We start from the raw sequence: 13,956 nt of genomic DNA, 5'->3' as shown, positions 1-13,956 counted from the left end.
GCCGGCCGGGGGTGGCGACGTCTACGGCTCCACCTCCGCCACCGAGGCCGAGGGCACCCAGGACCTCGTGGTCCGCGTGGGCGGCCGCCAGGTGCCGGGCCCCGCCGGCGTTTGAGGCGCGGGTCCGGGCGGAGCCCGGGAAACGGAGAAAGGGCGGGGCGGGGAGCGCTCCGCGCAGCGGCCCCCCGCCACCGCCCCCGGCACGCACCCCGCCCGCCCCCGCCACGCCGCCCGCACCACCCCCCGACGGGGATTCTGAGAGACTGTTCGCGGTCCACGCCCGCGCGGGATTCCGAGACCAGGCGGCGGAGGGCCGCGTTCGGGGCGGCGGCGGAGAGCCAGGTGTCCGTCGCGTCCAGGGTCTCGCGCGAGACCTGGAGCGCCGGGTACAGGCCCACCGCGATCTGCTGCGCGATCTCGTGGCTGCGGGTGTCCCAGACCTCCTTCACCACCGCGAAGTACTTCGCGGTGTACGGCGCCAGCAGCTCGCGCTGGTCCGTCTGGACGAAGCCCCCGATCACGGCCTCCTGCACCGCGTTCGGCAGGTCCCCGGATTCCACCACCGCGGCCCACGCCGCGGCCTTGGCCTCCGCCGTCGGGCGCGCCGCCCGCGCGGTCGCCGCGTGCCGCTCGCCCGCGGCCGTCGCGTCCCGCTCCAGCTCCGCGGCGATGGCCGCCTCGTCGGCGACACCCGTCGCGGCCAGCCGCTCCAGGAACGCCCACCGCAGCTCGGTGTCCACGGCCAGGCCCTCGACGACCTCGCTGCCGTCGAGCAGCCCGGACAGCAGCGCCAGCTCGGACTCCGTGCGCGCCGTGGCCGCGAAGGCCCGCGCCCACGCCAGCTGGTGGTCGCCCGCCGGCTCCGCCGCGCGCAGGTGCCGCAGGGTCGCCTCGGTCCAGGCCGTCAGGCCCTGCTCCCGCCACGCCGGGTCGGCGTACAGATCGATGGCCAGCTTCGCCTGCCGGTGCAGCGACTGCACCACGCCGATGTCCGACTCCTTGCCGATGCCCGACAGCACCAGCGCCAGGTAGTCGCGGGTGGCGAGCTCGCCGTCCCGCGTCATGTCCCAGGCCGAGGCCCAGCACAGCGCCCGCGGCAGGGACTCCGTGAAGTCCCCGATGTGCGCGGTCACGTTGGCCAGGGACTCCTCGTCCAGGCGGACCTTCGCGTAGGACAGGTCGTCGTCGTTCAGCAGGACGACCGCCGGCCGGGCCCGCCCCACGAGCTCCGGCACCGTCGTCAGCGCGCCGTCGATGTCCAGCTCGATCCGGTCGGTGCGTACGAGGGCCCCGCCCTGGAGCTCGTACAGGCCGACCGCGATGCGGTGCGGGCGCAGGGTGGACTCGCCGGTGGCGCCGGCGGGAAGCGCCGGGGCCTCCTGGCGGATGCCGAAGGCGGTGATCACGCCGTCCGCGTCGGTGCTGATCTCGGGGCGCAGCACATTGATGCCGGCCGTCTCCAGCCATGCCTTCGACCAGGTGGTCAGGTCGCGGCCGGAGGTCTCCTCCAGGGCGCCCAGCAGGTCCGACAGGCGCGTGTTGCCGAAGGCGTGCGCCTTGAAGTACGCCTGCACGCCTTGGAAGAAGGCGTCCTCGCCGACGTAGGCGACGAGCTGCTTGAGCACCGAGGCGCCCTTGGCGTAGGTGATGCCGTCGAAGTTGACCATGACATCGTCGAGGTCACGGATGTCGGCCATGATCGGGTGCGTGGACGGCAGCTGGTCCTGCCGGTACGCCCAGGTCTTCATGGAGTTGGCGAAGGTGGTCCACGCGTGCGGCCACTTCGAGCCCGCCGCGGACGCCTGGCAGGCGATGGAGGTGTAGGTGGCGAAGGACTCGTTCAGCCAGAGGTCGTTCCACCACTCCATGGTGACGAGGTCGCCGAACCACATGTGGGCGAGCTCGTGGAGGATGGTCTCCGCGCGCACCTCGTACGCCGCGTCCGTCACCTTCGAGCGGAAGACGTACTGGTCGCGGATGGTGACCGCGCCCGCGTTCTCCATGGCGCCCGCGTTGAACTCCGGGACGAAGAGCTGGTCGTACTTGGCGAAGGGGTAGTCGTAGGCGAACTTCTCCTGGAACCAGTCGAAGCCCTGCCGGGTCACGTCGAAGATCGCGTCCGCGTCCAGGAACTCGGCGAGCGAGGGCCGGCAGTAGATGCCGAGCGGCACGCTCTGGCCGTCCTTGCCCTCGTAGGAGCTGTACACCGCGTGGTACGGGCCGACGATGAGCGCCGTGATGTACGAGGAGATGCGCGGGGTCGGCTCGAAGCGCCAGACGTTGTCCTTCACGTCCTCGGGCGCGGGCGTCGGGGAGTTCGAGATGACCGTCCAGCCCTCGGGAGCCGTCACGGTGAACCGGAACGTGGCCTTGAGGTCGGGCTGCTCGAAGCTGGCGAAGACCCGCCGCGCGTCCGGCACCTCGAACTGCGTGTACAGGTACGCCTGCTGGTCGACCGGGTCGACGAAGCGGTGCAGGCCCTCACCGGTGTTGGTGTACGCGCAGTCCGCGACCACCCGCAGCTCGTTCTCGCCGGCCGCCAGGTGATCCAGCGCGATCCGGGAGTCCCGGAAGACGGCGGCCACGTCGAGCGACCTGCCGTTGAGGACGACCTCGTGCACGGCCGGGGCGACCAGGTCGATGAAGGTCCCGGCCCCGGCCTCGGCGGACCGGAAGCGCACGGTGGTCACGGACGGGTAGGTACCGCCCTCCTGCGCACCGCTGAGATCGAGTTCGATCTCGTACGAGTCGACGGTGAGCAGCTTCGCCCGCTGCTGAGCCTCTTCACGGGTGAGATTCGTGCCTGGCACGCGGTCATCTCCTTCGATGGTGACGTTCGCGCCCATCCTTCCACGCAGGGCCGGGGAGTCGCCCTGGGATATCGGCCGGCGTGAAAAGCCCTGCGCGAACGCCTGCCCGGAAGCGGTCCGACCGCTTCCGCTACGACCGCTTCCGCTACGTCCGCTCCCGGTACGTCCGCTCCCGGTACGGGGCCCGGGCCCCCGGGACACGGCGAAGGGGCGGACACCGTACGGCGCCCGCCCCTCCTCGTCCTCCGTGCCGCGTGCGTCAGCCGCGCAGCTCGGCCGCCACCAGCTCCGCGATCTGTACCGCGTTCAGCGCGGCGCCCTTGCGGAGGTTGTCGTTCGACACGAACAGCGCGAGGCCGTTCTCCACGGTCTCGTCCACCCGGATCCGGCCCACGTACGAGGCGTCGCGGCCCGCCGCCTGGAGGGGGGTCGGGATCTCGGACAGCTCGACGCCGGGGGCCTCGCCCAGCAGCTCGTAGGCGCGCTCGACGCTGATCGGGTTGGCGAAGCGGGCGTTCACCTGGAGGGAGTGGCCGGCGAAGACCGGCACGCGCACGCAGGTGCCCGAGACCTTGAGCTCCGGGATCTCCAGGATCTTGCGGGACTCGTTGCGGAGCTTCTGCTCCTCGTCGGTCTCGAAGGAGCCGTCGTCGACGATCGAGCCCGCGAGGGGGAGCACGTTGAAGGCGATCGGCCGCTTGTAGACGCCCGGCTCGGGGAAGTCGACGGCCCCGCCGTCGTGGACCAGCCCGGCGGCGCCCTCGGCGACGGCCTTGATCTGGCCGTCGAGCTCGGCGACACCGGCCAGCCCGGAGCCGGACACGGCCTGGTAGGTGGTGGCGACGAGCGCGGTCAGGCCGGCTTCCTCGTGCAGCGGGCGCAGCACGGGCATGGCGGCCATGGTGGTGCAGTTCGGGTTCGCGATGATGCCCTTGGGGCGGTTCTTGATCGCGTGCGGGTTGACCTCGGAGACCACGAGGGGGACCTCGGGGTCCTTGCGCCAGGCGGAGGAGTTGTCGATCACGACGGCGCCCTGCGAGGCGACCTTCTCGGCCAGCGCCTTCGAGGTGGCGCCGCCCGCCGAGAAGAGCACGATGTCCAGGCCGGAGTAGTCGGCGGCGGAGGCGTCCTCGACGGTGATCTCCCGGCCCTCCCACTCGATCGTCGAGCCGGCGGACCGGGCCGAGGCGAACAGGCGCAGCTCGTCCACCGGGAACTTCCGCTCGGCGAGGATGCCGCGCATGACTCCGCCGACCTGACCGGTGGCTCCGACGATTCCGACCCTCACGGTGACTCCTTCTGCTCCGTACGACGCGGGCGCGCGTGGGGCCATCATGCGTTCGACCCCACGAGCCTTGTCCAATCCATTGTCCGAGGAACGGACGGTGTCGTGGCCGCCGGGGCCGTTTTCCCTGGTCGGAGCGGTGGTCCGAGGGTGGGACGCCGAAGGGGCGGCGCTCCCGTGAGCGCCGCCCCCTCAGTTCCCGCGGAAGGTGCTACGGGAGGACCTTCTCGATCTGGACGCTGCCGGTGCCGGCGGCGGTGCCGCGGGCGGTGAGCAGCTGGACCTGGCCGAAGAACTGCCGGCCCTCGGGGGCCGCGCTCGTGACCAGGACGTTCGCCGAGACCTGCGCGGTGGCGCCGGTGGCGAGGTTCACCGCGGCGGCCTCGTCGACCTGGACGGAGCCCAGGGCGGCCGAGAAGAACACGTCACGGTAGTCGTAGGTGGTGGAGCCGGAGGGGATCGAGTAGCCGATCACCTTGACGGTGTAGGTGCCCGCGGCCGGGTTCACCAGGCTCACGGCCTCCTCGGAGTCGCCGTCGGCGGCCGAGCCGACCTTGACGCCGTCCTTGTAGACCTCCAGGTCGAGGTCGGCGGCGGCGTCGGACACCTTGCCGATCGCGACGTCGAGGCGCGAGGTGCCCGCGGGCACCGCGATCTCGGTGGTCTGGGTGACACCGGCGGTGATGGTCGGCTTGGTGACCTTCGCGGAGCCGAGCGGGCCGCCCTTGAGCTTGCCGCCGGAGATGGCCGCGCCCGCGTTCTTGACGTTCCACTGGACCGGGGCCGGGGTGCCCTGCTTGACCTCGGGCAGGACCTTGACCGCGGGGTCGAAGGCCGCGCCGAGCACCGAGACGTCCAGCTTGAACGGGTTGTCCAGCACCGGCGAGGTACGACGGGCCTCGACCTCGATCTCCCAGACACCCGGCGTCGGCTCGGGGTACGAGCGCACGTCGGGGCGGCAGGTGTTGGCCGGGTTGTCGTAGTTCGGGTAGCAGTTCGTCGTGGCGGTCGGGTCGACCGGCGTGCCGTACGGGTGGATCGCGATGAACCGCGTCTGCGCACCGGCCGCGAGACCGCCGAGGGCGACCTCCAGGCTCTTGGCGCCGGGCGGGACGGTCACGAAGTACGACTTGTGGCTGTTGCGCTGCACCGAGGAGCTGTCGGAGAAGGCGAACGACGGCGCGGCCAGGGGGGCGGCGGCCACGACGGTCGTCAGGATCTGCTTGTCGATGCCCTCGGTGGTCTCGTCGTCCAGCTGCAGGATGCCGCTGTGGACGCCGGCCGTCTTGGCGTTGGCCTCGACCTTGATGGTGACGGGCTTGTTCAGCGGCAGGGTGACGTAGTCGTAGCCGCCGATGACCTTGAAGGTGCCGTCGTTGTTGCGCCAGGTCAGGTCGTGCCGGGTGCCGTACTTGACGCCCGTGGTGCGGGTGACGACGACGTTGTAGACCTTCTTCTGGCCGACCTTGAGGCCGCCCTCGCGGTCGTACAGGCCGGTGCCGAAGCCCGGGGTCTTGAGGAACTGGTCGATCGCGGTGTCCACCGGCGCCTTGACGGTGAACTCCTCGGCCTTGGCCTCGCGCTGGATGGACTCCCACGCGCCGATCACGTCGATCAGACCCGAACCCTGCGCGTGCGCCGGGACGTTGTCGATCTTCTTGGCGGAGCTGGTGAGCGCGATGCGCAGGGCGGCCGGGGTCAGCTTGATGCCGTGCTGCTTCGCGGCCGAGATCAGCAGGGCGCTGGCGCCCGCCGCCTGCGGCGAGGCCATCGAGGTGCCCTGGAGCATCCCGTAGCCGGCCGGCAGGGTGTAGCCCGCCTCCTTCACCGGCGCGCCGGGCAGCCAGGTCTGGATGGTGTTGATGGCCGCGCCGGGGGCGCTGATGGTCGGCGTGAAGCCGCCGTCCTCACGCGGACCGCGCGAGGAGAAGGGGAACATGTTGTACTTCGTGCTCACGCCGGAGCCGTAGTTGGCGGCCCAGGTCTCCTTGGAGACGGAGGCGCCCACGGAGATGACCTTGTCCGCGAGGGCCGGGTCGCCGATGGTGTTCACACCGGGGCCGGAGTTGCCGGCCGAGATGACCAGCTGCACGCCGTAGGTGTCGACCAGGTTGCGGTAGAGCTCGGCGCGGGCGTTGTTGCCGTCGTTCAGCGCCGGCAGACCGCCGATGGACATGTTGACGATGTCCACGCCGCGGTTGACGACGAGGTCGATCATGCCCTCGGTCAGCGCGATGTTGGTGCAGCCGCCCGACCAGGAGCAGGCGCGCGAGGAGACGAGCTTGGCGCCGGGCGCCTCGCCGTTCATCTGGCCGCCGAACAGGCTGTTCGCGGCGGTGATGCCCGCGACGTGCGTGCCGTGCTCGGACTCGATGATGCCGATGTTGACGAAGTCGGCCTTCTTGCCGACCCAGTCCCCGCCGAGCGGGTCCATCGGGACGTCCTTGCGGATCTCGATCACGAACGGGATGCGCTCGGAGACCTCGGTCGCCGGGTTGTCCGTACCGAACCAGCCGACCTGGTAGCCGTCCTTGTACGGCTTCATCGGCTCGTTGTTCGTGAAGTCGCCGTCCTGGTCGGTGTCGACGCGGACGGTGCCGGCGGCGGTGTCGTAGAGCATGCCGAACCGGTCGGTGGTGTCGCCGTCCCGGTTGACGTCGCCCGCCATGTCACCGGTGGCGGTGATCGACTCGCTGAAGCGGCTCCACTGGAAGCTGCCCTCGGGCGCCTTCCAGCTCTGGCCGCCGGCGGTGAAGGTGCCGCCCGCGGAGGTCACCGGGGTGATCTGGGGGCGCCAGGTGCCGTCGTTGTCGGTGATCGGGTCGGTGGCCGTCACCCAGTCGACGATCTTGCGCTCGCCGGTGGTGGTCTTCTGCAGGGCCGGGTGGCCGAGGTCGACACCCGAGTCCATGATGCCGATGGTCACCCCGCGGCCGTCGGCCTGCGGGTTGCCCGCGACGAAGTCCACCGCGCCCGTCTCGAAGGACGGGTTGTACGGGTTCTTCGCCGGGGTGTTCTTGTCCGGCGCCGCGTACGTCTCGGCGGCGGTCTTCTTGACCGTGCCCGTCTCGCGGTCCGCGTCGGGGCGCGGGTCCGGCAGCTGGATCTCGTGGCGCAGGTCGATGCCGTGCACGGAGGACAGCTTGGCGGCCGCCTTGAGCGCGGCCTCGGCCTGGGCGGTGGGCAGCGTGGCGCGCACGTAGCCCAGGTTGTCGTACGTGCGGCCGACGGAGGCGCCCTGCACGGCGTCGAGCTGTTCGGCCACCTGCTCGGTCTGGCCGGGGGCGGTCGCGACCATGACGGTGACGTGCGCGTCACCCTTGGCCTTGGCCTCCTGGAGCAGCTCGGCGTCGGCCGAACCGATCTTCTGGTCGGCGGTCTTGACCGCCGGGTTGGCGCCCGGGGCGTCCGCGCCGGTCGCCGCGAACACGGGAGCGGCGCCGGTCGCCGCGAGGGCGGCGACCAGGCCGGCCGCGGCCGCGACGCGGGCGACGCGTCTGGCCCCGGGTATGGAGCCGGGGGATTCGAGGGTCATCAGCATCCCTGGTAAGTGAAAGATACGGTCCGGATTTCGGTGCCGGATGACCGGTCAGCTTTCCTCAAGCGACCGGACTTTGGGGAGGGATGTCATCGACCGAGACCTGCGGTGGCGGAGACTCGCCAGCGCGCCGGATACGCCACCGGGGCCGTACCCGGGCACAGCGGTGCGAACCGACAGGTCAGGGGAGTGGATTTATCGACTCTATGGCCATGGAGCGGCGCCGGGACACGACAGCGTCCCGGCGCGGGTGTGACAGATTCCGCCCGCTCAGCGCTCGCGCGTGCGCGCGTAATGACGGGAGGCTTTCGCCCGGTTTCCGCAGGCGGACATGGAGCACCAGCGCCGGGTCCCGTTGCGGGAGGTGTCGTGGAAGTGCAGGACGCAGCTCTCGGAGGCGCACTTGCGGATCCGGCCGGGCGCGGAGCCCAGCAGCTCCAGGTAGTCGCGGGCGGCCGTCCACGCGGGACCCCAGGTCGGGTCGTCGAACTCGGCCCGCTCGCCCGGCCCTTCGGCGGTCAGGGTGGCGCGGATGCGGCCGTGCTCCAGGACGGCGTCGACCAGCGCGCGGGCGCTCTCGTCGGCCGGGTCCGCGACGGCGCGGGCCAGCGCCTCGCGGGCGGTCAGCAGGTGGACGAGCGTGGAGGCGTCGGCCCGGAAGCGGCCGGCCAGCCCGGTGGACTCCAGCCAGACGGCCAGCCCTTCGACCCGGCTCAGCCCGAAGGCCCCGGCGAAGAGATCGGTGGGTACGCCCTCCTGCACCCAGCGGGTGTTCAGCAGGTCGAGGGCGACCGGCTCGCCGGTCAGGGGTCGCGCGTCCGCCGCCGTCATGTCGCTCTCCTCGCTCGCTAACCCCTCAAGGGTACGTGAACGGTTGACCTGGGGCACCGGCCCCGGAGCACCCGCCTCACTTGGGGAGGACGACCAGGTAGGCGGCGGGCTCGCGGTCGTCGGAGGCGGTCAGGGCGGTCCGGATCACGGTGGCCTGCTGCTCGGGCCAGTCCCGCAGCTTGCGCGGGGTGATGTGGACGACGGTCACCCCGAGCCGTTCCAGGGCCTCCCGCTTGCGCACCGACTCCGACCACTCCGCGTCCTCGCCCTGCCGCGGCCCCCGGGTGTCGATCTCCACGGCCACCGCCTGCTCGGGCCAGTAGGCGTCCACCCCGCCCAGGTGCGGGCCGCCGGGCAGCCGCAGGTCCACGTTCCAGACGGGATCGGGCAGCTCGCAGCCCCGCACCAGGTGGTAGAGACGGTCCTCGGCCAGGGCGCGGCCCTCCGCGAGCAGGGACTCCACCGCGTCGACCACATGCGGCCGGCCGAGCAGCCGGGCCACCGTCAGCTCCCGCACCACGGCCGCCGCCTCGCAGTGCCCGCCGCGCACGGCCTCGCTCAGCAGCCGGCGTACGGTCCCGGCGTCCGAGAGCCGCGCCACGGCGTCGGCCACGGCCCGCGCGACCGGGGCCACCGGCAGCCCGGTCACCTCCTGCGGGCGGGGCGGGGCCAGGGTGCGGACGATCCGTACCTCCCCGGTGGACCGCAGCCGCCGGGTGCCCGGTACCAGGACGTCGATGTACTCCTGCGCGAGCAGCGTGGGCGCCGAGGCGAACCGGTACAGGGCCAGGGCCGCCAGCCCCGTGATCATGGCCTCGCCCCCGCCGCGCCGGCCCGCGTACAGCAGGGCGGCGTGCAGCCGCTCCTCGCTGGTCGCCGGCCCGGAGTGCAGCAGGAACACCCCCGGCAGGATCTGCTTCCAGGGCCGCCCGGCGGCATCCGCGGCGCTCACGCCGTGCTCGCGCAGCTGGGCGAGGGTGAGCACGCGGGGGCGGGTGCCGGTGAGGTGGGCGAGGGGGAGGGGAGCGTTGTGGTTCATGACTCCTTGATTCCCTCAGGCCATGGCCTCGCTAACCCCTGTTACACATCCGTCGGCAAATACGGACAAGACGGGGCTAAAGTACGGGCGTTCGACTGCCGATGAGGTGCACCCGTACGAACGACCGCCGCGGGGGCCGAGCCCCCGCGGCGGATCCGCCCGCTAGCTGCCCGCCGCCGCGTCGCACCGCTGCGCGCCGAGGGCGCGGGCCAGGTCGTCGCGGGACTCCAGGACCAGCCGGCGCAGCGCGGGCGCCGCGTCCGCGTGCCCGGACAGCCAGGCGTCGGTGGCCTCCAGCGTGGCCGCGTCCCCCTGGAGCGCCGGGTACAGCCCCTTCACCACGTCCATCGCGATCTGGATCGAACGCTCGGACCACACCCGCTCGATCACCTCGAAGTAGCGCTCCGAGTGCGCCGCCAGCAGGTCCCGGCGCGAGGGCTGCTGCATACCCGCGATCGTGGCCTCCACCAGCGCGTTGGACAGCGCGTCGGATTCGACCACCGCCGCCCACGCCTGGTCCTTGACCGCCTGCGAGGGCCGGGCCGCCAGGCAGCGCACCTGGTGCCGCTTGCCGGACGCCGTGTCGTCGCGGGCCAGTTCGGCGGCGAGCACCCCCTCGTCCACCGCCCCGTGCGCGGCCAGCGGCAGCAGGAAGTCCCAGCGCATCTCCTGGTCCACCTCCAGCCCGTCGATCCGGGCCGAGCCCTCCAGCAGGCCCAGCAGCAGCTGGAAGTCGCCCTCCGTCGCCGCGCTCGCCGCGAAGAAGCGGGCCCAGGTCAGCTGGTGCTCCGACCCCGGCTCCGCCAGGCGCAGTTCGTTCAGCGCGCCCGCCGCCAGCTCCCGGCCGCCCTGCTCGCGCCAGTCCGGCGCCGCGTAGTGGGTGACCGCCGACAGGGCCTGCGCGTGCAGCATCTGGAGCACGCCCACATCGCTCTCGCGCCCCGCGTGCGCCAGCAGCAGGGAGACGAAGTCGCGCGCCGGCATCAGCCCGTCCCGCGTCAGGTTCCACAGCGCCGACCAGCTCAGCGCCCGCGCGAGCGGGTCGGTGAGGTCCCCGAGGTGGGCGCGCAGCGTCTCCAGCGAGCCCTCGTCGAAGCGGATCTTGCAGTAGGTGAGGTCCTCGTCGTTGACCAGGACCAGATCGGGCCGCTCCTGCCCGGCCAGCTCGGCGACGGCCGACCGGGCCCCGGCCAGGTCCGCCTCGGCCCGCGCGTAGCGCACCAGCGCGCCGTCCGGCTCCAGCCGGTACAGGCCCACGCCGATGCGGTGCGGGCGCAGCTCGTCGCCCTCCTGCACCACCGCGAGCTCGGTGATCCGGCCCGCCGCGTCATAGGTGACCACCGGGGTCAGCGCGTTCACGCCGGCCGTCTGGAGCCAGGCCCGCGACCACTCGCTCATGTCCCGCCCGGAGACCTCCCCGAGCACCGACAGCAGGTCGTCCAGGGTGGTGTTCCCGTAGGCGTGGGCCTTGAAGTAGCGCCGGGCGCCCTCCAGGAAGGCGTCCCGCCCGACATAGGCGACGAGTTGCTTGAGCACCGCCGCGCCCTTGGCGTAGGTGATGCCGTCGAAGTTGAGCTTGGCGTCCTCCAGGTCGCGGATGTCCGCCGTGATCGGGTGGGTGGAGGGCAGCTGGTCGGCGCGGTAGGCCCACGCCTTGCGGTTGTTGGCGAAGGTCACCCACGCCTGCCGGAAGCGGGTGGCCTCGACGAGCCCGAAGGAGCCCATGAAGTCCGCGAAGGACTCCTTGAGCCACAGGTCGTCCCACCACTTCATGGTGACGAGGTCCCCGAACCACATGTGCGCCATCTCGTGCAGGATCACGTTCGCGCGGCGCTCGTAGGACGCCTGCGTGACCTTCCCGCGGAAGATGTACTCCTCGCGGAAGGTCACCATCCCCGGGTTCTCCATGGCCCCCAGGTTGTACTCCGGCACGAACGCCTGGTCGTACTTCCCGAAGGGGTAGGGGTAGTCGAAGATCTCGTGGAAGAGGTCGAAGCCCTGCTTGGTGACCAGGAAGATGTCGTCCGCGTCGAAGTGCTTGGCCAGCCCCTTGCGGCACATCGCGCCGAGCGGGATCGTCAGGTCCCCGCGCGTGTAGCTGTCCGTCACGTAGTGGTAGGGGCCCGCGACCACGCAGGTGATGTACGTGGAGATCGGCGCGGTCGGCGCGAAGCGGCGGGTCAGCCCCTCGCGGGACTCCTCCGCGCCGTTGCTCCACACCTGCCAGCCCTCGGGCGCGGTCACCTCGAAGCGGTAGGGCGCCTTGAGGTCCGGCTGCTCGAAGTTGGCGTAGACGCGGCGCGCGTCGGCGGGCTCGTACTGGGTGTAGAGGTAGACCTCGCCGTCCTCCGGGTCCACGAAGCGGTGCATGCCCTCGCCGGTCCGGCTGTACGCGCAGTTCGCGTCCACCACGAGGACGTTCTCGGAGGCCAGGTCCTCCAGGGCGATCCGGGAGCCGTCGAAGACGGCGGCCACGTCGAGGGCCCGGCCGTTGAGGGTCACGGAGTTCACCGACGGGGCGATCAGGTCGGCGAAGCTGGAAGCGCCCGGGGCGGCGGCCCGGAAGCGGACGGTCGTCACCGAGCGGAAGGTGCGGGGGCCCTCGGCGGGCTCCGTCCCGTCCACCGCGGACCTGAGGTCGAGGGACACCTCGTACCCGTCGACGGACAGCAGCTCGGCTCGCTCGCGGGCCTCGTCACGGGACAGATTCTCTCCGGGCACCTGCACTCCTTCGTGCGTGATCGCGTTCTTGTGCCGAATCCTCGCACGAGGGGAATGCGCGCGCCGGTGTCCTGGTTGGCCTCGGAGAACATGCGCCAGTGATGCCGTTCCACGATCCGCGATCCGCACGAGGAGAGACATGACAGAGACCCAGGTGGGCGAGAAGACCCCGGTCGACTTCTGGTTCGACCCGCTCTGCCCGTGGGCCTGGATGACCTCCCGGTGGATGCTGGAGGTCGAGAAGGTCCGCGACGTCGAGGTGCGCTGGCACGTGATGAGCCTCGCCGTCCTCAACGAGAACAAGCTCGACGAGCTGCCCGAGGTCTACCGCGAACTGCTCGGTCCCAAGGGCTGGGCCCCGGTCCGCGTGGTCACGGCCGCCCAGCAGAAGCACGGCGACGAGGTCACCGGCAAGCTCTACACCGCGCTCGGCACCCGTATCCACAACGAGGACAAGGGCCCGACCCGCGAGGTCATAGCGGAGGCGCTGGCCGAGGTGGGCCTGCCGGCCGAGCTGATCGCGTACGCCGACTCGGACGAGTACGACGAGGTGCTGCGGGCCTCCCACAACAACGGCATCGACCGGGTGGGCCAGGAGGTCGGCACCCCGGTGATCTCCGTCCCCGGCGCCGACGGCGCGGACGTGGCCTTCTTCGGCCCGGTCGTCACCCCGACCCCGCGCGGCGAGGCGGCGGCCCGGCTGTGGGACGGCACCCTGCTCGTGGCCTCCACGCCGGGCTTCTACGAGATCAAGCGGACCCGCACCCAGGGGCCGTCGTTCGAGTAGTCCGCGCGCGGCAGAGACAGAAGACCCCCGTGAGTCACGTCCTCACGGGGGTCTTCCGCTGGACACGTCCGCCGGTGAAGGCTGAGAAGACGATCACGAGGCGGACGGGCGCGGGGTGCGATCAGCCCTTGGCGGGGATCAGCAGCGGGGTGTTGGCCTTGGCGTCGGCGTAACGCTGGGACACGTCCTGCCAGTTCACGACGTTCCACATGGCCTCGATGAAGTCCACCTTCTGGTTCTTGTACTGAAGGTAGAAGGCGTGCTCCCAGGCGTCGAAGACCAGGATCGGCGTGCTGGCCACGCCCACGTTGCCCTGGTGGTCGTAGACCTGCTCGACGACCAGGCGCCCGCTGACCGGCTCGTAGGCGAGCACGCCCCAGCCGGAGCCCTGGGTGGCGGAGGAGGCGAAGGTCAGCTGCTTCTTGAACTTCTCGAAGGAGCCGAAGGACTCGGTGATCGCGTCCGCCAGGTCGCCCAGGCCGTCGGCCGCGGTGGGCTCGCCGCCGCCCTCGCCGGTCTTCGGGCTGGCCATGTTGTGCCAGTAGATGCTGTGCAGGATGTGGCCGGAGAGGTGGAACGCGAGGTTCTTCTCCAGGCCGTTGAGGGCGCCCCAGTTCTCCTTGTCGCGCGCCTCCGCCAGCTGCTCCAGCGTGTTGTTGGCGCCCGTGACGTAGGCCGCGTGGTGCTTGTCGTGGTGCAGCTCGATGATCTGCGGGTTGATCACCGGCTCCAGTGCCGCGTAGTCGTACGGGAGCTCAGGAAGCGTGTAGATGGCCATGCGTGTTATCCGGTCCCCTCAGCGTGCCAATCGCTAATTGCAATTAATGCGCAACAGCACGCTAGCAGCATCTATTCCGCCGCACATGTAAGGGTTACCTACATACACGCAGGTCGGCCCCGTGCGCGCGCACGGGGCCGACCAGGGGCGGAGGGGGCGTGAGCGGG

At 71.4% G+C, this 13,956-nt stretch carries 8 protein-coding genes; 1 reads left to right on the top strand and 7 read right to left on the bottom strand.

Translation table 11 applies throughout. The features are described 5' to 3' along the window. The 6 genes from pepN (ABZ873_RS32220) to pepN (ABZ873_RS32195) form a co-directional block, all read right to left on the bottom strand. The coding region (pepN, locus tag ABZ873_RS32220; RefSeq protein ID WP_360879744.1) for an aminopeptidase N at positions 1–2,810 on the bottom strand (2,810 nt) is incomplete at its 3' end. Positions 2,811–3,069: 259 nt separating this feature from the next. Then, positions 3,070–4,098 carry an aspartate-semialdehyde dehydrogenase gene (locus ABZ873_RS32215; protein ID WP_360879741.1) on the bottom strand — a complete coding sequence of 343 codons (1,029 nt, stop codon included), beginning with the start codon at positions 4,096–4,098 and terminating at the stop codon, positions 3,070–3,072. Positions 4,099–4,306: 208 nt separating this feature from the next. Next, the gene (locus ABZ873_RS32210; RefSeq protein WP_360879738.1) at positions 4,307–7,630 is read right to left on the bottom strand and encodes a S8 family serine peptidase; all 3,324 of its coding nucleotides are present in this window, start codon (positions 7,628–7,630) and stop codon (positions 4,307–4,309) included. 273 nt (positions 7,631–7,903) lie between these two features. After that, a complete protein-coding gene (locus ABZ873_RS32205; RefSeq protein WP_360879735.1) occupies positions 7,904–8,464 on the bottom strand; it encodes a CGNR zinc finger domain-containing protein in 561 nt (186 codons plus the stop codon). Positions 8,465–8,540: 76 nt separating this feature from the next. Further along, positions 8,541–9,503 (bottom strand): hypothetical protein, encoded by a 963-nt coding sequence (locus ABZ873_RS32200; RefSeq protein ID WP_360879732.1) that lies wholly within the window; start codon positions 9,501–9,503, stop codon positions 8,541–8,543. A 162-nt stretch (positions 9,504–9,665) separates the two neighbouring features. Continuing rightward, positions 9,666–12,224 carry an aminopeptidase N gene (gene pepN / locus ABZ873_RS32195; protein ID WP_360879729.1) on the bottom strand — a complete coding sequence of 853 codons (2,559 nt, stop codon included), beginning with the start codon at positions 12,222–12,224 and terminating at the stop codon, positions 9,666–9,668. A gap of 139 nt (positions 12,225–12,363) precedes the next feature. Between pepN (ABZ873_RS32195) and ABZ873_RS32190 the strand changes: the two genes are divergently transcribed. After that, positions 12,364–13,011: a DsbA family protein gene (locus ABZ873_RS32190; RefSeq protein ID WP_360879726.1), complete on the top strand. Its 648-nt coding sequence runs from the start codon at positions 12,364–12,366 to the stop codon at positions 13,009–13,011. Positions 13,012–13,132: 121 nt separating this feature from the next. Here ABZ873_RS32190 and ABZ873_RS32185 read toward each other — a convergent pair whose 3' ends face one another. Beyond that, positions 13,133–13,789 carry a superoxide dismutase gene (locus tag ABZ873_RS32185; protein WP_360879723.1) on the bottom strand — a complete coding sequence of 219 codons (657 nt, stop codon included), beginning with the start codon at positions 13,787–13,789 and terminating at the stop codon, positions 13,133–13,135. Positions 13,790–13,956 lie beyond the last annotated feature (167 nt).

Source organism: Streptomyces sp. NPDC047014 (assembly GCF_040644195.1).
Taxonomy (GTDB): domain Bacteria; phylum Actinomycetota; class Actinomycetes; order Streptomycetales; family Streptomycetaceae; genus Streptomyces.
Note: the sequence above shows the minus strand (reverse complement) of the source record. Positions and strands in the feature narration are given on the sequence as shown.